Source organism: Psychrosphaera sp. B3R10 (genome assembly GCF_018861025.1).
GTDB lineage: Bacteria > Pseudomonadota > Gammaproteobacteria > Enterobacterales > Alteromonadaceae > Psychrosphaera > Psychrosphaera algicola.
This window is the reverse complement of the sequence record NZ_JAHKQH010000019.1, coordinates 230,087-251,271: the sequence shown is the minus strand read 5'-3', so window position 1 is coordinate 251,271 and position 21,185 is coordinate 230,087. Positions and strand designations below refer to the sequence as shown.

Genomic DNA, 21,185 nt, shown 5'->3' with positions numbered 1-21,185 from the left:
TTTATTGTAAATCACTGAATATTTTTATCTTATTGTATTTAATGTGTTTTTTAGTTGGCATTAAGATTGCCTTTAAAGTCATTATTAAACTAAATATGTCGCGTTAATGTTATCGTTTGCGACAATCACTAAATTGCACCATTTTTTATTAAAGGAAACATTATGAAACTATTGGCCCTAACGACACTTGTCGCAGCAACTCTTTTTGTCTCACCCTATTCTCAAGCTGCCAATGTATCTATGGATAATCATTGTGATCTTGAATTAAACAACGCGCTAACAATTACGCCAAAGCATATTCTTATCAAAAATGAAGATGAAACTCTTATCGACATCTATGACGATAAAATGGTGTTTGTCAGAGGCGATTTAATCGAATTAGACAGCAAACAGCAAAAACTTGTAACAGAATATGCAGCGTCGTTGCGTGCGGCCATTCCAGAGATTGGTGAAATTGCAATCGAAGCCGTTGATATAGCGTTTCAAGGTATACAAGCGGCGTTTGGCCAAATGCCTGAAAATTCTAAATTAAGCAGTAAATTTGATGAAATAAAGACAAAGATAAAAGATAAGTATGAAAGTGAAGACAGCCATTATTCGTTTTCTAATGGCGAATTTAATCATCAGATTGACGGCAGTGGTATAGACGAATCTGTGGAAGAGTTAATGGAAGATATGATCCCTAGCTTAATTGGTGGCCTTATCTCTAATATTGGTAACTCTATTGCAAATGGAGAATCGTCTTTTAGCGATTTAGATAATCTAGATGACCGTATTGAACAAGAAATAGAATCACGAGCGGATGAAATTGAAATAAAGGCCAACAAGTTTTGTGAAAAATTAAAACTGGTCGATAAAATGGAAGATGAATTAACGGCGTCAAATAGTAAATTTGCTAACTTTGATTTAATCAAAATTAATGAAAATGACGATTACGAAGACCGCTAAATAGCTTGTCCTACGATATAAATAAACGAGGAGCGTTACTCATCGTTTATGATCATTTAATTTACCCCGCATCAGCTAGAAGACTTGTTATTAACAAGTCTTCTATTTTTCGTAAGTTAACAACTTCAAAATCAATATAATGCAGCTTGTTTACGACAACTGACAATTGGTTATGCTCTAAGTAGCAATCTAACGACACACGTTTGTTAAAGTCAATTTCAGGGAAGCTGTTAGATTTGCATATAAAGGTGAGGTTAGGTGTTTTTCGTTTCGTGCAGGTCTTGTCAGTAGGTATGGTATCTACTGTTTGATTAAACATCGCAGTTACATTTACTAAGTTGGCTTTGTTATGAAGTTTTTTAAATACAAAATCGGTGAGTTCCGTTGTAACGAATATGACTGGTTTAATATGATGTTGGTAGCGGTTAACTAAATACAAACCATCTAATTCTGTCAATTGATCCAGTCGTGTTTTTACGTCCACATAGGCGTTAAGATCGTTAAATAATGCAATAGACAATAATTTTGTTAACGTTTCAAGTTGACTTAAAGATGTGCTTTGCGCTAACAGGACATCTGTAAAAGAAGTTATGTTAGTTAACGGGACTGATAGATGCCCTGCGCTATGAGACTTTGCTTTTACCATATCGTAATGGTAATTGAGTAACACTGCTTGATTTGCCATGGGGTTGCCTAAAACCTTAGCCAAGACATAAACAACGTAATAAATAAGTTTGTTGTCTCACTTCGTTGCAGTTTGGCGGGTAAGTTCACTATTGCATAAAAATCATACAATAGTGGTGCCAACATCTCAGCCAAATATCTATCTTATTAATTTAGAATAGATATTTTGTGATTATTTCACTGTAGGTAATTTTAACGGCTAATAAGATCAATACCCACCCCATTACTCTGTCAAAAATATAGGCATGTCCGTTAAAAAATTCACGAACTTTTGGTCGAGTTAATATTAGTGATAAAAAACAAAACCACGCGGTTGTTGCTAATGCGAGATAAACGCCATATAACCCTTTAATAATTAATGGTGTTTCAGCGCTGACGACAACGGTAAACAACGAGAGAAAAAATATGGTTGCTTTCGGATTAAGGCCGTTTGTTAGAAAACCTAAGTAAAACGCCCTTTTTCCACTAATTTCTACAACGTTATTGTCAATTACCTGCTCGTTTGTTTTAACATTTTTAGATGAACGAATAGCACCAAAACCCAAGTACAACAAAAAACCTGACGCAAAAAGAATTAGAAGATCATACAACCAAGGTGTTGAACTGATAATAAGCCCAATGCCCATTAGTGCATACGCTACATGAATGAATATCGCAGTACCAACACCAAGACTGGTGATAATCGCTATCCGTTTACCATAGTTAATAGAATGTTTTAACACGATTGCAAAGTCTGGTCCTGGACTGGCAACTGCAAAAAAGTGGGCTGTTGCAATCGTTAAAAACTCTATTAAAAGACTAGAACTGTCCATTAACTTAACACTTTATCTAACATTTGAATTGGATGACTTAGTTCGACACCATCGAGACGTTTAACTTGGCTTCGACAAGAGAATCCTGTCGCCAAAATAAGTTCTGGCTTCTCCTGCGCAACTGCATGTTTCCAACTTAAGTTATAAATTGTTTTTGACGTTTCTTGATGTTGTTTTTCATGCCCAAATGTTCCTGCCATACCACAACACCCCGTGTTTCTAATATTAAGGTTGAGGCCAACTTTGTTAAAAATACTCACCCAATGTTTTTCAACGCCATTGATTATCGACTTTTCTGTACAATGCGCTAATAACGTGTAGGTGGCTTGACTCTGCAGGCTTGGTGTTACCTCAACTTCCACATCGACGTCCTTTAACCATTCGCTTAGTACCATGACATCAAATTTTACCGCGTCTTTACCGAGTGCTTTTATGTATTCATCACGATAGGCAAATACTAAAGAAGCATCTAGACCAATCATCGGTATGTTGTGCTGTGCAACTTTATTAAAAAACGTTGTGGCTTTAGCCGCGATACGTGCAAATTTAGAAACAAAACCTTTAACGTGGGCTGGTTTACCATTGGCATAAAAAGGTAAAACAATTGGCAAATATCCAAGTTTTGTTAGGACTGAAACAGTATCAACAACTAAGCTACTTTCATAAGCACTGGTAAATGGGTCTTGAACGATAAAAACAGCACGTTGTTTTTGTTGTTCGCTAAGCGCATTTACCCGTTCAGGTGAATACCAATTTTCATTGGCAATCGCTTTTCTTAAATTGTCGCCAAACTTAGGCGCATCAACATACCCAACAAGGTTACGCGTTACCCAGGCGCTAATAGGATTGTGCATAATTAGGTTGCCAACAGATGGCGTTCTACTAAGTAAAGGTAATAACCCTTCTACGTTAGCCACAAGGTGATCGCTAATTGGTCTTAGGTATCGTGAATAATACGCTTCGATAAATTTAGTTCGGAACGTGGGCACATCAACTTTAATTGGACAGGCTGTTGTGCAGGCTTTACATGCTAAACATTCGTCCATGCTAGCTTTAACTTCATGGTTAAAGTCGTAGTTGCCGAGTTTTGCACCAGCGGTTCTAAATACCTTATATGGGAATGTTAAAAGCTGCGTAAAACCAGTGCGATACATTTCCCGATTATCAGCACTAAACGTATTGCCTTGTAATCTGAGCCATTCACGCATTAATGAAGCTCGTCCTTTTGGTGAGTAACGACGGTCGTTGCTCGCTTTATAAGAAGGACACATTGGCGATGATGTATCGTAGTTAAAACATTGCCCATTACCATTGCAATTAACTGTGGTTTCAAACTCTGTTTTTATTTCAATTGGAATTTGTTTATCAAATGAAGCGCGTTTTACCGCATCAACCGAAACCATCTTGTCTGTCGATTTGTATGGTGTACAAATTTTACCCGGGTTCAGTCTGTTTTGTGGGTCAAACTGCGCTTTAATTTTTTGAACTTCAGCGAATAACTTTTCGCCAAAAAATGCAGGGCCATATTCACTACGATAGCCTTTACCATGTTCACCCCACATTAAACCACCGTATTTTGCAGTTAATGCGACGACCTTATCGGAAATCGTACGTAGTAAGGTTTCTTGTTCTGGATCGGTTAAGTCTAAAGCCGGTCGTACGTGTAATACACCGGCGTCGACATGGCCAAACATACCGTAGTCTAAATTGTAACTGTCTAATAACTGACGAAATTCTGCGATATAATCGGCTAAATTTTCTGGTGGCACTGCTGTATCTTCTGCAAATGCGATTGGCTTTTTATTACCTTTGGTATTACCTAACAAGCCTACGGCCTTTTTACGCATACCATAAATACGTTGTATTGCGCCTAAGTCGTTGATGACTTGATAACCAATAACCCCGGCTTGTTCAGAATTGATGAGTTGGTCTAATCGAGCACATAAACTCTCAACTTTGATTTGCTGCGAGTCAGCAACTTCATCATTAAACTCAACAATGTTTAAGCCGTCCATCACTTTACCAGGCACCGATTGAATAAGGTCAGAGACGGTATCCCATACGACATCTTGTTTGGCCAAGCCTAATACTTTTGAGTCTATAGTTTCTACCGAGGTTGCATGTGCTTCTACTAAAAATGGTGAGTTACGTAATGCAGAGTCAAAACTGTCGTACTTAACATTAATCAATGTTTTAAATTTGGCGATTGGGGTAATGTTCAGCTTTGCTTCTGTCACAAATGCCAGTGTACCCTCTGAGCCTGTAAGTACTCGAGATAAGTCAAAACTGGTCATGTCGTCGTTAAAAACATGTTCTAAATCGTAACCTGTTAAAAACCGGTTTAAACGTGGAAAAACGTTAAGGATTTCTTCTCTATGCTCGTAACCTGTTTTAAATACTTGAAGATAGAGCGGACTTAATGGCGACTTTTCTTCAATTATGGTTTTGACTTCGGTTACCGGTAAGGGTTTAGTCGAAAGCTTGTGTCCAGAAATTGTGACTGATTCTAATGCTAGTACGTGGTCGCTGGTTTTTCCGTACACCAAAGAGCCCTGCCCAGATGCATCTGTATTAACCATGCCACCAATTGTTGCGCGGTTAGATGTAGATAAATCCGGGGCGAAGAAATAGCCATATGGTCTTAGATAATCATTAAGTTGATCTTTAATAACTCCTGATTGAACACGGACCCATTTTTCATCAAGGTTAATTTCGATGATTTCACGCATATAACGAGACATATCTACGATGACATGCTCGGTTAAGGACTGCCCGTTTGTGCCGGTACCGCCACCTCGTGGAGAAAACTTAATGGCACTAAATTGCTTGTCGTTGGCTAATTGTGTAATGAGCAATAAATCATTTTCGTTTTTAGGAAACAAGGCAGCCTGTGGTAACTCTTGATAAATACTATTATCAGAGGCCAATGTAACGCGCGTAGCATACGTAGTATCGATATCACCGGAAAATGGTGTAGTGATGGATATTTTGTTGTCGGCGGCCTGCGTGGCGTCGGTAGACACGTTGAGTTGCGACAATTGACGACAATAGTTGAAAACAATCGGAGAAAGCGTTTCTTGTTCAGTAATACGGCGGATCATATGCAAGACAAATTGTTGGATTTGAATTGAATTATATCGTTTTAAATTGAAATTGAAATTACCAAATTAGAATAAGTACTATCAAATGCAACGATGATTGTTTACCGGTCTAAAAATACTAACGCTAATAAGCATTTTTAGTGTTAAAAACAAGGTTATTACCGACCGAACCAGCCCTTTAGAGGCGTCTGTCATTGATAAACATTATGTGCGGTTAACCTCTGTATTATAGAATCGTCACACCTTCAATCTCTAATACTGTTTTTACGTCAGTACGTTCGATAATTTTAACTATGGTTGATTGGATAAGTTCGCTTTCTCTTGCATCTTCTTCGCAGGTGAACCGTTCAACTTGAACATCGGCACCTTCCTCAAAGATAAATTGAACAGCGACTTCGTTTGCACACGCTGCAGTTTGTCCAAAATATTCTAACGTGATCTGTGGATAGCCCTTAAAACCAGACTTTAGGTGTTTGCTAATTCGTTTTTTAGCCTTATCGATATGCATGTAATACCCGCTTAGTCAGTAAGTTATCAACTGAGTTATTAATATTGAAACGCTAACTTACTTGGCTTTGATAAAAACTGCGAGCGTATTCTTACCTCTTTGGAAATAAAAGCACTAAATACGGTTAAGAAGTATTTCAACATGTGTGTTTATGGGCATTGTATTAAGTTGAAGGAGAACAATTCACTGAACAGTATGTCTGCGTAGAAGCTAAGCTGAAAGAGAAAGGCGGTTGCTATTATTAAATCGAATATTTTCCATTGCACGTGCTTGGTTTAACGTATTAAACCATGTTTCGACGTCAAGTTTTGGCGTAACCTTGGTTTCATCAATAATTGAATTTGTTTCAATATCTCGATTAAGTTTCTGTTGAGCTAAATATTTTAACTTAATGTTGTAGTCTAAATTTGCAATCACCTCATCAGGCAAGTTGTTATCTGACTTCGCAACTAAGGGTTGTCGAGCAAGAGACTGCGCTAAATTAATTGAAGATATGTTGCCACTATTTGCAAATCCATTGCACTTTAATTCAGTTTCAACATCAAATTGCCCTACCGATTCAAAGTGTGCCACATTAAATTTCTTATTTAAGTCGTTCAATGTTTCTACAGGTGTGGTTTTGTATTGATGAAATTGATCCAAGTCGGTCGCGTCAGTACTCACCATAGACATAAGCAAATTATAAAATGCTTTATCGTTATCGGTAACCGCTTGAGTAAGTTCAGCGCGAAAAGACGACTCGCGGATCACATCAGCAGTTTGTTCGAATTTAGTGTTTAAGGACGGTTGGGTGTGCATATTACAACTTTTTATTATGCTATTGAGCGTTTTATCGACGGTTAAACCAATAACTTTAATAAATTATTTACATCACTTAATAATTTGTTAATATCCACCTCGTACTAAGTGGAGGGGTTCCCGAGTGGCCAAAGGGATCAGACTGTAAATCTGCTGGCTCTGCCTTCGGTGGTTCGAATCCACCTCCCTCCACCACTTATTATGTAGACCGAAGTCCTATGACTTCGGTTTTTTTTCGCCTTCTTTTTACTATTTTTTCCATTCTTTTAAATAAACACTTGAATTTCAGCGTAAACTTACCAAAACTGAGGTGAGATTAAATATCAATAAGTTGTAACTTTGAAAACTGAATTTTCATTTGCTGACAAAAACATTCTTATCGTAGAAGACCAGAAGCCTTTTCAAGTCATGCTCAAGGGGATGTTAAAAAACATGGGGGCTAGAAACGTAGTTGTTTCTCCAAATGGAGAACAAGCTCTTGTGCGTTGTAATGAAGAAAAGTTTGATGTGATCTTTATCGATTACAATTTAGGTGATGGCCGTAACGGTCGACAGCTATTTGAAGAATTAAAGGAACGAAAATTATTACCAGTGCATAACGTGAGTATGTTGGTAACTGGTGAGAGTGAATTAAACATGGTTATCGGGGCTGTTGAAGTTAGGCCAGACGATTACGTTGTTAAGCCCTTTTCTCAAAATCTATTAAAGCAACGAGTGTCCCGTACTTGGCTCAAAAAGCAAACATTATTGCCATTGTTAATGTATCTAGATAGGGATCAATTAGATAAGGCGTTAATACAGGTTGATGAATTATCTAAAACGGCTCCGCGATTAAGAACACTTATCTTAAAATACAAAGCGGATATTTTGTTTAAATTAGGCAAGTTTCAAGAGTTAGAGGCCTTTTTAGACCAAGTACTTAAAGTTAAGAGTTTAAATTGGGCATTGGTTTATAAAAGTAAACTAATGCGGTCCAAAGGCAAACACGGTCTAGCGATAAAATATAGTAAAGAAGCGCTCTCATTGAGCAAACTGACCATTGAAGCATACGATATAATTGCTGATTGTTATTTGCAAAACTCGGAAACTAAACCCGCTTACGACTGGATCAGGTCTGGTATCGAAAAATCCCCTTTTTCTGTTCAACGCCAATATAAATTAAGCTCTATTGCAAAATTGAATAAAGACTACGACGTATCAATAAAAGCGTGTAATCAAGTTGTTGAACTGACATCAAAATCATTTCGTAGAGATCAAAAACATCTTTTGAACCACATTCGTAATATCATCGATATTTGTGAACTAGAACAAGATGTAAATAAAAAACGTAAGTATAATCAAGAAGCTATTTACGCTTTGCAAAAGTCAAAACATGAACAACATGTGAATGCAGCACTGAAAATTGAAGACTTTGAACAGATTTGCATGGCCCGACTCGATTCTGTAAATGGGCTAAACTATCAGGCCAAGCGATCATTTTTTGAATTATCAGCAAAATTTACTAATCGCAAAATCGATCTCCCTTCTAACTTATTGCCTGACAGTGTCTCATTGATGTTGAAAATTGGTGAATATGAAAAAGCCAAAGAATATGCCCAAAAAGTTGAAATGGTAAAAGATGATTTAGATGACTTTGCAATTGAAATGATTGCTCGGGCCCGGGAGAATGCAGGTGAAAATATTGATCTTGTTAAAACGCTCAATAAAAAAGGTATTGAAGATTATCATAAAGGTGAACTGCACAATTCGCTTAAATACTTTGAACAGGCACTTAATATTGCTCCAATGAACTCTGGTACGGCGCTAAACCTTATCCAGGTCCTAATTTCTTTAATTGAGTCTGAACCAAGGTCGCGCTGGCAATTAATTGATAGATGTCGGTTTATCTTTAAGATAATCGACGGTATGCCTTTGGCTCAAGCAAATAATCAAAGAGCTATGTCGTTGGCTGAAAAATTTAATACGCTAGTGACAGAACCTAAAAAATAATTCTCAATGAGTCGTTTTTAATCGTGCGTTTAACGCGCTTATGCCGTGAGTCGTTTAAGTGTATTGCAATACAACTCAGGTCGCTTGGTTTGATAAGAAAACGATTTAGTGTCTTTGTACGGTAACTTCATAAATCCAGATACACCTATGCCTTTTATATGCTTAATATTTGCCAAAACCCCGCTTAAATGATGTTTAAATTGCAAGTATTGTGACTCATCTAATAACGTATAGTAATTATGAATTTTTAGATGTTTTGGCAACGCCTCAAAAATAATACAACCAGTATGCCGTATGTTGTTCAGGGCGACTATGTGTTGCATTATTTCTTCTGGTAAGGCTAACTTTTCGTCCGGATCATCACCATCTTCAAAATATGAGTGTTGTTTGTTGTCATCGGTTTCCGGTACGGGGGTAATTTCAAATGAAATATGTGTGGTATCCGAACAATAAAATGGTTGGTGTTCGTTTTCACGCTCAAAATGTAGAGTATTTTTAGCATCAAATAAACACGCTTTAAATATACCTTCTCTAAGTTCTAAGCTTCGGGCTAAATCAATAATATTATCTATTGTTTGACCCACACTGACTTGGTATTTGACGTCAAATAGATTTAGATTCGATTCTACAGAAATTTTGTCCGCTAACCAGTGAATCGCAAATCCACCAACGATGGGAAATTCATTCAATCGGCTTACCGCCGCGACAAACGCTTTTTCATTTTCTCCCATGCCCTGTAGATAGTTTTTATAATATTTGTCGAGTTGCGCATCTTTAATGCCGTCAAGTGAAGCCGCGTCTGCCTGATGTTGCCGTAAAAAGGACTTACGCGATGAATAGACAACTGTTTCTACATTTTGTTTTCGTACTTTTGTCCAAATAGGCAAATGATTTGCGTCTTGATAATTTTCGGTGTCACTCAATACCCAATTCTTTAAATGTTTTATTTGCGTAATAAAGGTGTCACCGGCTTTGTGCTGTTTAGCGACATCGTCACTCAACATATCTGACAACACATCTGAGAACGCTTTTGGCAGGCACAACGAATTTGTCGGTATGGCCGCGACACCGTAACGGCAATTTTGATTAGACGCTAAGGCATATAAGGTGGCCGCGGCGCCTTGTTCGTCGAACCTAGGACTAGACAGACCACCGTTTAGTTGGTCATTACCGATAAAATATACGTCACCTAACCGAGAATTAGTATTTTGCATATCTGCAGACATTAATTCCATGACGTTGTTAACTATGGGTTGGCATTGAGTATCAAGCTGGGCAAATACACTAGAGCCCCAATCGACAAGCGAAAGTTTTTGAGTATGTTCATCCCATAACAAATTGGATGGTTTTATGTCGCCGTGCACTATCGGACGGGATTCTAATTGGCCATTTGCGCCTTGTATTTGTACGCTTCGCAAATAAACTAATATATCGGCGAGTTGTTCTGCAATTTTTATAATTAAGTACACGGGTAAACGACCATAACTACGAGAGAGCTCGTGTAAATCAACTCCTTGACCTCGTTGCATTACTAAAATGCCCTGTTTTTTTATGCTCTCAAATGCAATATATTTTGGAATACTCGGGTGATCTAACAAACCAAGCATATACCCTTCTTCTTCGAGTCTTTCACGGACAGCTTGAGGTAACGTAATTCGGGAGAATTTGAATACCCGTTCATTGCGCTTTTTATCCGTACCGACAAATACAAATCCATAGGCACCTTTACCAATTAAATGGACTTGTTGGTAGCCCATTTTTTGTAATTGTGTTTGACACAAGGCGACCCAATCTCTTAGTTTTTTAGCGTCGTTTGCCGCCAATAAATAAATTGACTGTTCGTCTGAAATATAAAAATTTTTTAAATTAATTTCCAAAGTCATATTCCATTTTATATCGCTATTTTTTTTAGTCGTATCTCATTTGAAGCTAAACTAAGTGGCCGCTTAGGTAAAGTCACATATAGCAAAATGCCCGCTTTAGCGGGCATTTTCAACAAGTTAAATCATTTCAGTTAACATTGATGATGGTTCTTCTAAATAACTCATCCATAAATTATTGAAACGAGCTATGGTTCCTCCATCGATTACCCTGTGGTCGCCTGACCAACTTACCGTCATTATTTGCCTCGCAACCACATTACCACTTTCATCAAAACGCGGTAACGTTTGCATTTTTCCAAGCGCGACAATAGCGACTTCGGGTTTATTGATGATTGGTGTTGCTGTCGTGCCACCAATTGCACCGATATTAGATATCGATATAGTGCCATTTTTTAGCTGTTCAGGCGCTAACCGACCGTCCCGAGCGCTCTTGGTGATGGCCATGACATCGACGGCGATATCGCGTATCGATTTACTCTGACAGCCTTTTATATTAGGAACAAGCAAGCCAACTTTACTATCGACAGCCATACCAATATTGTGATCTTCCAGATAGGTTAATTCAGTACAATCACTGTTTGGCTGACTGTTCATTATAGGGAATTGCTTAAGCGCTAATGACATTGCTTTAATGAAAAAAGGCATCATTGTCAGTTTAATGTCATCTTGCTCAAATTTAGGTTTTAGAGCTTTTCTAAGTTTAATCAACTCAGTTAAGTCAATTTCATCACTGTAGGTAAAGTGTGGAATGCTTGATACCGAATCTTGCATTGCTTTCGCCATCGCAGCTTTAACGCCGCGTATCGGCTCTACTCGACTAGACCCTGTATTGGTGTTTGAAGCTGCGGCTTTAGCAACTGACGCTGTCATATCACCACTTACTCCAGTATTGGCTTGTACAACCGTATTAACAGAATTACCGACAGACAATAAATCTTGTTTGAACACTCGTCCTTTCTCACCACTGCCAACAACCGCTGTAATGTCGAGGTTCATTTCTCTTGCCATCCTGCGGACCGCAGGCGACGCTACTGCTTTCTTTTTACCAGTTGAAGCCGTGATGCTCGTCACATTGCTTGTGTTATTGCTTGTATCGCTTATCGCTGGGTTTGTTGTTGTATTTGACCCGACAGCACTAGCTAAGCTTTTTGTTTGAGTATCTTCGTCACTTGCTATGTGTGGCGACGTAACCTGGGCAATGCCCTCTACTTTACTTGTAATTGCAAATAACGGTTCATGTACTTTGGCAATATCGCCTTTTGCATAATAAAGCTTACTAACAATACCGTCGTTTTTGGCTGGAATTTGCACGAGTGCTTTGTCTGTCATGACTTCACAAATGGCTTGATCTTCTAGTACTTCCTCGCCTTCTTCCACTAACCATTCAGCAACTTCACATTCGACGATCCCTTCACCGATATCAGGTAATAAAAAGTCTTCTGTTTTTGTCGCTTTGTTGTTAATAGAAACAACAGGAGTTTGATCCATAATCTGCTCAGATACGCCCTGCATCGGCGTTGATTCCGACAATGGCTCTCCAACTGAGGAGACTGCAAATAAAGGCTCGTGGACAATAGCCACTTCACCTTTTTCATAATATAACTTAGTGACAACGCCGTCAGAAATCGCTGGTATCTGTACTAACGCTTTATCCGTCATAACATCACATACAGGTTGATCTTCAACGACAGTATCGCCTTCTTGAACAAACCACTCGACAACTTCGCATTCAACGATGCCTTCGCCAATATCAGGTAATATAAAGTCTTTACTCATAATGTGTACCGCCTGGCTAATATTGAACTGAGCGTAAAATCGCTTCGTAAACTTTTAAATGATCTGCCATATATTCTTTTTCCTGCGCTAATGGATACGGGGTATCTAAACCACACACTCTATCGATTGGCGACTCTAAATGTAGAAAACATTCAGACTGAATTGTGGCCGATATTTCAGAGGCAAAACCACCGGTTAATGGGGCTTCTTGAGAAATAATTAGACGACCCGTTTTGATCACAGAGTTAGCGACGGTTTCAACATCCCAAGGCAATACCGTTCTTAGGTCGATCACTTCACAGGATATTCCCTGCTTTTCCGCCATTTCAGCAGCCTTCTCAATAATCTCAACCTGCGCGCCCCAGGCCAGTAACGTGACATCATTACCACCTTTGATGATTTCAGCTTTATCGAGCGGGATCAGGTACTTTTCCTCAGGCACTTCGCCAACAGATGCTCGATATAAACGTTTTGGTTCGAAAAAGATCACTGGATCATTCGCTTCAATTGAAGATGCTAACAACCCTTTTGCTTGATATGCGTTTCTAGGAAACACTAATTTTAAACCTGGTGTATGGGCAAAATAGGCTTCAGGTGACTGTGAGTGATACAGTCCACCGGCAATACCGCCACCATAAGGCGTTCTTATCACTAGATTTCCGACGTTAAATTCATTACCTGAACGGTATCTAAATTTTGCGGTTTCATTAACGATTTGGTCAAATGCTGGAAATATATAGTCAGCAAACTGAATTTCAGCGATCGCTTTTACGCCCTGCGCAGCTAACCCGTTCGCAAAGCCTAATATGCCTTGTTCTACTAGAGGTGTATTGAACACACGTGACTTACCAAATGTTTCTTGGAGTCCACTTGTTGCTCTAAATACCCCGCCAAAATATCCGACGTCTTCGCCAAATACACAGGCTTTAGGGTGCTCTTCCAATGCAATCATCAATGCGGAATTGATCGCCTGTAACATGTTCATTTTAGCCATTAGTGGTTCTCCCCTTTAGCGCCTGACGAGGCCGGATAATGCTCAGGGTACTTAGCAATGTGAGCTTTAAGTTCATCCATCTGTTTACGAAGATGCTGTGGTACTTCTTCATATACATCTGTTATTAAGTCTTCAAGTGACGGCTTTTCGACAACTTCGGCTTTTTTCAACGCCGCTAATACTTCCTTACGAATAGTTTCTTTGCTTGATTCGTCTTCTTGCTCATCTAACCAATTTTGCTTGATCAAATAATTACGAAAACGATTAACCGGGCAGTTTAGACGGAAATTTTCTTCCTCGTCCTTTGAACGATAGCCCGTCGGATCATCTGAACTACTGTGGGCAGCTAAACGATAAGCTATTGATTCAATTAGAATCGGCTCGTTATTTTTAACAGCATATTCACGCGCTAATTTAACTGCCTCATATACAGCTAAAGTGTCAACGCCATCGACACGAATAGACTTCATACCATAACCGACGCCACGACACGCAATGCCATCGCCTTTAAACTGTTCACTTGCTGGAGTTGAGATCGCATAACCGTTATTACGCGCAAAAAATATCACTGGAGCTTTATGAACAGCAGCCATATTTAGACCGGCGTGGAAGTCTCCTTCTGAAGCGGCACCTTCACCAAAATAGCAAATAGTACATCCACCATTACCATCTAGTTTTTGGCCATAAGCATAACCAGCAGCTTGTGGAATTTGGGTTCCTAGGGGAGATGAAATCGTCATGTAATTTAACGCGTTAGAACCATAGTGAATGGGCATTTGACGGCCTTTCCCTAGGTCTTTAGAATTTGAAAAGTTTTGATGCATAAATTGTTCAAGTTCAAACCCGCGATACGCTAACGCTGCTTGTTCGCGATATTGAGCAAATATCATATCTTGGGATTCTAATGCCGCCGCAGAAGCTGTTACAGCAGCTTCTTCACCTAAACACTGCATATAGAAGCTGATCCGCCCCTGTCGTTGAGCGGCCAGCATTCGTTCGTCTAATATACGGATGAAACGCATTGTTTCGTAAATTTTAATTGCAGTGTCTTTATCTAATGACGAATGACAAGCACCGTCGTAAAGTTCACCATCGGCATCCATCATTTTAAATACAGGTATAGATAACGCATTTTCAGAAATAAACTCTAATTTCAAAGTTTCTTCTTTTGTAATGTTATTTGGATTATCTATGTTGTTTAACTTGCCCATTAGGCTTCCCCTTAATCCCATCACTAATGTGATTTTAGACCAATAAAACGATTCTCGGTCTGGATAAACAGCTTGATTGTTATTATTTGGCGGGACTTTACCTTTACGTAAAGTTGGATTCAATTAGCTGGCATTTTAGAGCTTTTAGTTTAGACCTTGTAAGTGTTCAAATATGTTGCCACTACATATAATAAAGGCACTAATATCAGTGCCTTATGTGTTTTTAAATTATACTATTTGAAACGCTGGTGGGCACGACGGTTAATATGGCTCGTTGGCCAATTTCAACCGCTGCATTTGGAAACACGATGGCTTCCCCATCTATTTCAGCGACGATGTCATCCCCATTTTCCTTTGCGAGCAATTCACCTTCTTTAAATTCGCTAAAATTCGCGAGTTGGTCGTCAAATCCAAGTTCAAAGTCGCCATAATTTTTGGTAATAGAACGATGCACTTTTAGCATGACAAAATTAGCTTCATCAAATAGTGTTTTGTCTACGTCAATTCCACACATCAAATTTCGCAGTGTTACTTTGGCTTTTTCAAATTTTGATTTATCGTTTTCACCAAAACCCCTAACCTTACCTAACTCAATGGTAAACGAATCTGCGCCGTGGACACTCGATGAATGATAACTAAATGTGGTAGCCGGTTTTTGCATTAACATAACCGTCGTGACGTCCATTGCACGTAGTAGTTCAAACTGCTGAGTTTTCCAAGGTGAATTGCCAATGTAAGGGTAAACAGCAAATTTTTCATGGACCGAATCTTTGATTGCGGTATGCAAATCATAATGACATTTGTTTTCGGTATCATAGGTTTGATAAAAACGTGCGACATAACCTTCTAGTTTTTCAGCACGTTGACGTTCTAAGTTGGTTCTATCACCATTAATATCGACACCGTTTAAATAGGTAGAGCAAAATAGTCTATTGAGGTTTTCAATAACAAAACGCTTGTTGATATTCATTGATGGTGGATTACCAAATATAAATAATACTGGTCGTTTTAACGTTATCTCTTTAGTGAGTATTTCTTTGATCAATTCATTGATCATTTCAATCGGTGCGGTTTCATTGCCATGTATACCGGCGGACAATACAATTGCTAAGTCAAATTTATTGGCCCCAATAGGACTGACTTGCAACACTCCGGTATCCCAGATCTCAAAACTATGTTTATTATCTTCAAATCGACTTGCAGGTAAATGGTTCTCATGTTGGCGAGTTAACGCCAAAAAATCGTTATTTTTTATGTTTGTCATAGGATTTTATAATTATTATTTTTAACTTAGTTAGAGTCTAACGCTTATTCTAGAAAATAAAAAACCCGTTGCTAATAATTTAGCAACGGGTTTGCTGTATCGCTTTTGTTACGCGACTACCATTTAGTTTTGCAAGATTTTAGTTTCCAAATACGGTCAACATAGTCTTGAATTGAACGGTCTGAGTTAAATTTACCCATATATGCAGTATTTAAAATCGCACTTTTCGCCCAGCCTTTAGTGTCTCGATACTTAGCATCTATCTCTTTATGCGCCTCAGAATAAGACTCAAAGTCAGCTAAACATAGGTATGGGTCGCCACCGTCTAATAAACTATGTTTGATACTAGATAACGCACCAGGTTTACCCGGCGTGAAGTAATCTGTATCGAACCAATCTAACACTGCTTTAATTTCAGGGTTGCCATAGTAATAATCCCAAGGATTATAACCTTCAGCGTTAACTGCTTTAACTTCATCGACAGTTAAACCAAAGATAACAACGTTTTCTTCGCCCACTTCCTCAGCAATCTCAATGTTCGCGCCATCGAGTGTACCGATGGTAATTGCACCATTAAGCGCAAGTTTCATGTTACCTGTACCAGATGCTTCCTTACCGGCTGTTGAAATCTGCTCAGATACGTCTGCAGCAGGGATCATTTTTTCAGCAAGTGAAACGCGGTAGTTAGGTAAAAATACTACTTTAAGCTTGTCTTTTATTCTTGGGTCATTATTAACTTTGTCAGCAACTTTGTTGATAGCAAAAATTATGTCTTTTGCTAAACGATAACCAGGTGCTGCTTTCGCTCCAAAGATAAACACACGAGGGTGCATATCGTAATCTGGGTTTTGTAATAAACGACGGTACAAAGCCATAATGTGAATTAGATTCAAATGTTGGCGCTTATATTCGTGTAATCGTTTGATTTGAATATCAAATATAGCTGATGGGTCAACGTCAACATTAACCAAATCTTTAATAACTTTAGCTAATTTAACTTTGTTAGTATGTTTAATGTCCATGTATTGCTTTTGGAACTTAGCATTGCCTGCTTTTTTGTCCAAACGGCGTAATAACTCTAGGTTTGTTGGCCATTCATCACCAACCGTATCGTCAATTAGGCTAGCTAATTCTGGGTTGCAATACTTCAACCAACGACGTGGTGTTACGCCGTTTGTTACGTTTGTTAGTTTGTCAGGCCATAAAGCGTCAAATTCTGGGAATAAGTCAGATTTAACCAACTGTGAATGGACTTCTGCAACACCATTAACTTTATTAGAACCGATAACACTTAAGTTACCCATTCTTACCATGCGATCATGACCTTCTTCTATAATAGAAAGCTTAGATTTAATCGAGTCGTCACCAGGCCATTTTGCTTCAACTTCGTCTTCTAAGAAGCGACGGTTAATTTCATAAATAATTTCTAAATGACGTGGTAAAACTTTTTCAAATAAACGTACAGACCACTTCTCTAGCGCTTCTGGCAACAAGGTGTGGTTGGTATAAGAAAAAGTTTCACGACAAATTTGCCATGCGTAATCCCAAGATAGCTCTGCTCGGTCGATTAATATACGCATCAACTCTGGGATGGCAATTGCCGGGTGAGTGTCATTTAACTGTACGGCAACTTGAGCACTAAATTTGCTCCAATCATCACCGTGAACACGTTTATACCGACGGATAATGTCTTTTAATGAACAAGCGCTAAAGAAGTATTGCTGAATTAAGCGTAATTCTTTACCAGCGTCCGTTTCATCATTTGGATAAAGTACTTTTGAAATTGTCTCAGATTCTACATTTTCTTTATGAGCATCATGGTAGCCACCTGAGTTAAATACATCCCAGTTAAAGAAATTAGAAGCGCGAGATTCCCAAAGTCTAAGAACGTTAACGTTATTACCAGTATAGCCAACAACCGGCACGTCCCAAGGAACACCTTTAATGATACGACCTGGGTGCCATTCTTTTACAATTTTGCCCGACTCATCAAATTTTGTTTCAACATAACCATAAACCGGTATGTCTTGAACACTTTCAGGACGGCATATTTCAAATGGGTTACCGTATTCACGCCAGCTATCTGGGCGTTCAATTTGATGACCTTCTTGGAATTCTTGACGGAATAATCCATGTTCGTAATGAATACCATAACCAACCGCAGGTAATTCCATTGTTGCTAAACTATCAATGAAACAGGCAGCTAAACGACCTAAGCCACCGTTCCCTAGCGCCATATCTTCTTCTTCATCCACTAATTCGTCAATGTTAATGTCTAAATCGGTAAGTGCTTGTTTTGCTGTTTCGAACAAACCCAAATTGATTAAGTTGTTACCCGTTAAACGTCCCATTAAAAATTCTAAAGAAAAGTAATGAACGGCACGTGTATCATTTTCAAAATAAGTTTTTTGTGTATTACTCAATCCGCTGTAAACAAATTCATTTAATGCTGCTGATGTCGCATTCCACCAAGAGCGGTTGCTCGCTTTGTTTGCGTCAGTACCAAACGTACCGTGTAAATGTTTAATAATAGAGTCTTTGAATTGTTCGGCGGTAATCTCGCCCGCGATCATCTTGTTATTTTTCATATTGGGATCTACTCCTTTATTACTGCCTATTTAAACAGCGTCTCTTTTGCGCCGTTGCAGTTATTGAAATCATGGTTAAATTTATAGTCGATATATGACAAATAAATGATTTAGTCTTGAATGATGAGTGAAGAATATATCCTAGAGCCCCGCAGACCAAGGTGGTCTGCGAAGTTTTTTAGCAACATACGTTTGCACAGCAAGTTTCTGGCCAGTGTTTATTCATTCTTATAACTTTTTATTAAAAGATGAAGAAACAATTGCTTGAGCTTCCGCTTCAATTTTATCCAAATGCGCCTGACCTAAGAAACTTTCCATATAAATTTTATAAATGTTTTCAGTTCCAGATGGACGCGCAGCAAACCAACCATTTTCCGTAACAACTTTTAAACCGCCAATTGCAGCGCCATTTCCGGGGGCATTAGTTAAAATTGCAGTAATGGGTTCACCCGCTAGCTCTGTTGACGTGATGTCTTCAGGCTTAAGGTTAGTTAAAATGGCTTTTTGTTCTGGATTTGCTGGTGCATCTATACGTTTATAAATAGGTGAACCAAGCTTTTCAGTTAATTGTTCGTAGTACTGAGATGGATTTAAACCGGTTACGGCTGTTATTTCAGCGGCGAGTAGCGCAAGGATTATTCCATCCTTGTCAGTCGACCAAACTTTGCCTTCTTTGGTTAGAAACGATGCACCGGCACTTTCTTCACCACCAAACATAAGTTGATGATTTACCAGTCCTTCTACAAACCATTTAAACCCTACCGGTACTTCAACAACGTCTTTATCATTGTCTTTAGCAATTCGGTCTATTAAAGACGTACTCACTAATGTTTTACCGACCTTAAGTGTTGAATTCCATTGAGGTCTATTCTTGCTTAAATAATCGATACAAACTGACAAGTAATGGTTTGGATTCATTAATCCATGTGTTTTTGTCACAATTCCATGTCGGTCGTAGTCAGGGTCGTTTGCAACCGCAACTTCAAATTGATCTTTTAGTGCGATTAACCCAGCCATAGCCGATGCAGACGAACAATCCATTCTAATTTTGCCGTCTTTGTCGAGCGTCATAAACTCAAATGTTGGATCAACGACGTCAGACACCATAGTTATGTCTAAATTGTAATGTTCAGCAATTGCCGGCCAATAGTGAATTCCTGAGCCCCCTAACGGGTGAACACCAATCTTTACTTTAGCGTTGCGAATTGCTTCAAAGTCAATAACTTGCTCTAGCCCTTCGACATATTGCTCGATAAAGTTTTGTTCTTTAACGTAGCCTGTTTTCATTGCATTAGTATAAGGAAAGATTTGCACATCGTATAAGTCGTTCCTTAATAATTCATTTGCGCGGTCTTCAATCCATTTTGTCGCTTTACTATCTGCCGGTCCACCATGCGGAGGGTTATATTTAATACCACCATCTTGTGGCGGATTATGGGATGGCGTAATAATTATGCCGTCGGCTAAAAAGGATGGATGAGCTTCATTATAATTTATAATGAGATTCGAAATTACCGGCGTTGGTGTATAACCCAAATCTTGCTGAACATGAGTTTCAACTTCGTTAGCTACAAGCACTTCTATCGCAGAATAAAATGCCGATTCTGACAACGCGTGAGTGTCAAACCCTAAAAATAGTGGGCCTTCAAAATGATTGGCTTTGCGATAGTCACAGATGGCCTGTGTAATCGCTAAAATATGAGATTCATTAAACGTGGTATTTAGAGACGCGCCACGATGACCAGATGTTCCAAACGCTACGCGTTGTTCAGGAAACTTATCAACATCAGGTTCATTTAAATAATAGGCAGACATCACTCGAGGGACATTAATTAAGTCCGATTTTTGAGCGGGTTTACCAGCATTTGGATGTAACGCCATAGGTCAATTCCTTTAAAATTCTAAATGAGTTCACGTAATTCTTCTGCCTGCTCTTGTGTATAATTAAGTGCAGACGCTACTTCTGTAATTATTAATTTCTTTCTTGGCGTATTGTTATTTGTAACAACCCAATAATGACTTTCTGGAATTTGCTTGGGTTTAATACTACTGCCACTGGCTTCTAATTCTTTCGCCGTCTCACCAAAGTAATGGCGTTCACGGCCTTTTATGTCCAATACTTTTTTAAATGATTTATTATGACAACGATAAAAAGCGGCCAAAATAAATAGGAAACGGCCTACCGCACCTTTTTGTGTCATGACTTCTTCTTTATTAAGAACGTCAAAAACATTACCGTTGACTTGTATGTCTTCTTTTAACTCTTCTGTCGCATCTTCGCTAATAATATCTTTATTATCAGCAACAGATTTAGCTATAACAGTAGAAGCTGATTGCGGGGCACTGTCTGGTTCAGAGGACATTGCGACTTTATTTTGTTGTACCTCTGCTGTTAGAGGCTTTAACACGTTAGGCGTCATCGCCTTCTCTGCCTGCTGGTCGATTAACAATCGACGTAAAATGCTAGACGCGCTTTCACCAATATCTTGGGTTTGCGACGCTATGTATTGGTATAAATCATCTTCAATTTGAATAGTTTTCATAAATATTGATCAGTTCATTGGAGGATTGTGATTAAAACACTGAGTTGAGCCTATTATAACCAGAATTCCTGCTCAGCTTAAAGAAC

The 21,185-nt window shown here is 38.7% G+C and carries 15 protein-coding genes and 1 tRNA gene; 3 read left to right on the top strand and 13 right to left on the bottom strand.

Going from position 1 to position 21,185, the window contains the following annotated elements; genetic code table 11:
* Positions 1–162: 162 nt before the first annotated feature.
* Positions 163–948, top strand: coding sequence for a DUF2884 family protein (locus tag KO525_RS06305; protein WP_215962938.1), 786 nt, complete (start codon positions 163–165; stop codon positions 946–948).
* A gap of 61 nt (positions 949–1,009) precedes the next feature.
* Here KO525_RS06305 and KO525_RS06300 read toward each other — a convergent pair whose 3' ends face one another.
* The 5 genes from KO525_RS06300 to KO525_RS06280 all read right to left on the bottom strand — a co-directional run bounded on the left by KO525_RS06300 (position 1,010) and on the right by KO525_RS06280 (position 6,851).
* Positions 1,010–1,633 (bottom strand): hypothetical protein, encoded by a 624-nt coding sequence (locus KO525_RS06300; protein WP_215962937.1) that lies wholly within the window; start codon positions 1,631–1,633, stop codon positions 1,010–1,012.
* 151 nt (positions 1,634–1,784) lie between these two features.
* The gene (locus KO525_RS06295; RefSeq protein ID WP_215962936.1) at positions 1,785–2,444 is read right to left on the bottom strand and encodes a LysE family translocator; all 660 of its coding nucleotides are present in this window, start codon (positions 2,442–2,444) and stop codon (positions 1,785–1,787) included.
* Positions 2,444–5,545, bottom strand: coding sequence for an FAD-binding and (Fe-S)-binding domain-containing protein (locus KO525_RS06290; RefSeq protein WP_215962935.1), 3,102 nt, complete (start codon positions 5,543–5,545; stop codon positions 2,444–2,446). Before KO525_RS06290 ends, KO525_RS06295 begins: the two co-directional genes overlap by 1 nt.
* Before the next feature lie 226 nt (positions 5,546–5,771).
* On the bottom strand, positions 5,772–6,053 hold the full coding sequence (locus tag KO525_RS06285) for a hypothetical protein (RefSeq protein WP_215962934.1): 282 nt from the start codon (positions 6,051–6,053) through the stop codon (positions 5,772–5,774).
* Between the two features lie 210 nt (positions 6,054–6,263).
* Entirely contained in the window at positions 6,264–6,851 is a 588-nt protein-coding gene (locus KO525_RS06280; RefSeq protein ID WP_215962933.1) for a VC2046/SO_2500 family protein, read from the bottom strand.
* A 110-nt stretch (positions 6,852–6,961) separates the two neighbouring features.
* Between KO525_RS06280 and KO525_RS06275 the strand changes: the two genes are divergently transcribed.
* Positions 6,962–7,046: transfer RNA gene (locus KO525_RS06275), tRNA-Tyr, on the top strand.
* Positions 7,047–7,190: 144 nt separating this feature from the next.
* Positions 7,191–8,840: a tetratricopeptide repeat-containing response regulator gene (locus KO525_RS06270; RefSeq protein WP_215962932.1), complete on the top strand. Its 1,650-nt coding sequence runs from the start codon at positions 7,191–7,193 to the stop codon at positions 8,838–8,840.
* A 38-nt stretch (positions 8,841–8,878) separates the two neighbouring features.
* On the opposite strand, the gene KO525_RS06265 is transcribed toward KO525_RS06270, so the two are convergent.
* From KO525_RS06265 to KO525_RS06230, 8 genes are all read right to left on the bottom strand, one after another.
* The gene (locus KO525_RS06265; RefSeq protein WP_215962931.1) at positions 8,879–10,723 is read right to left on the bottom strand and encodes a protein kinase; all 1,845 of its coding nucleotides are present in this window, start codon (positions 10,721–10,723) and stop codon (positions 8,879–8,881) included.
* Positions 10,724–10,840: 117 nt separating this feature from the next.
* Complete coding sequence (locus tag KO525_RS06260) at positions 10,841–12,499, bottom strand: dihydrolipoyllysine-residue acetyltransferase (protein WP_215962930.1); 1,659 nt, start codon at positions 12,497–12,499, stop codon at positions 10,841–10,843.
* Positions 12,500–12,515: 16 nt separating this feature from the next.
* Complete coding sequence (locus KO525_RS06255) at positions 12,516–13,493, bottom strand: alpha-ketoacid dehydrogenase subunit beta (RefSeq protein WP_215962929.1); 978 nt, start codon at positions 13,491–13,493, stop codon at positions 12,516–12,518.
* Entirely contained in the window at positions 13,493–14,686 is a 1,194-nt protein-coding gene (locus KO525_RS06250) for a thiamine pyrophosphate-dependent dehydrogenase E1 component subunit alpha (RefSeq protein ID WP_215963054.1), read from the bottom strand. The genes KO525_RS06255 and KO525_RS06250 overlap by 1 nt, the downstream gene beginning before the upstream one ends.
* A 241-nt stretch (positions 14,687–14,927) precedes the next feature.
* Positions 14,928–15,968 carry a succinylglutamate desuccinylase gene (gene astE / locus KO525_RS06245; RefSeq protein WP_215962928.1) on the bottom strand — a complete coding sequence of 347 codons (1,041 nt, stop codon included), beginning with the start codon at positions 15,966–15,968 and terminating at the stop codon, positions 14,928–14,930.
* A gap of 116 nt (positions 15,969–16,084) precedes the next feature.
* Positions 16,085–18,556: a glycogen/starch/alpha-glucan phosphorylase gene (locus tag KO525_RS06240; protein ID WP_215962927.1), complete on the bottom strand. Its 2,472-nt coding sequence runs from the start codon at positions 18,554–18,556 to the stop codon at positions 16,085–16,087.
* A 228-nt stretch (positions 18,557–18,784) separates the two neighbouring features.
* Complete coding sequence (gene pgm, locus KO525_RS06235; protein ID WP_215962926.1) at positions 18,785–20,437, bottom strand: phosphoglucomutase (alpha-D-glucose-1,6-bisphosphate-dependent); 1,653 nt, start codon at positions 20,435–20,437, stop codon at positions 18,785–18,787.
* A gap of 20 nt (positions 20,438–20,457) precedes the next feature.
* On the bottom strand, positions 20,458–21,099 hold the full coding sequence (locus KO525_RS06230) for a replication initiation regulator SeqA (protein WP_215962925.1): 642 nt from the start codon (positions 21,097–21,099) through the stop codon (positions 20,458–20,460).
* Between the last annotated feature and the right edge of the window lie 86 nt (positions 21,100–21,185).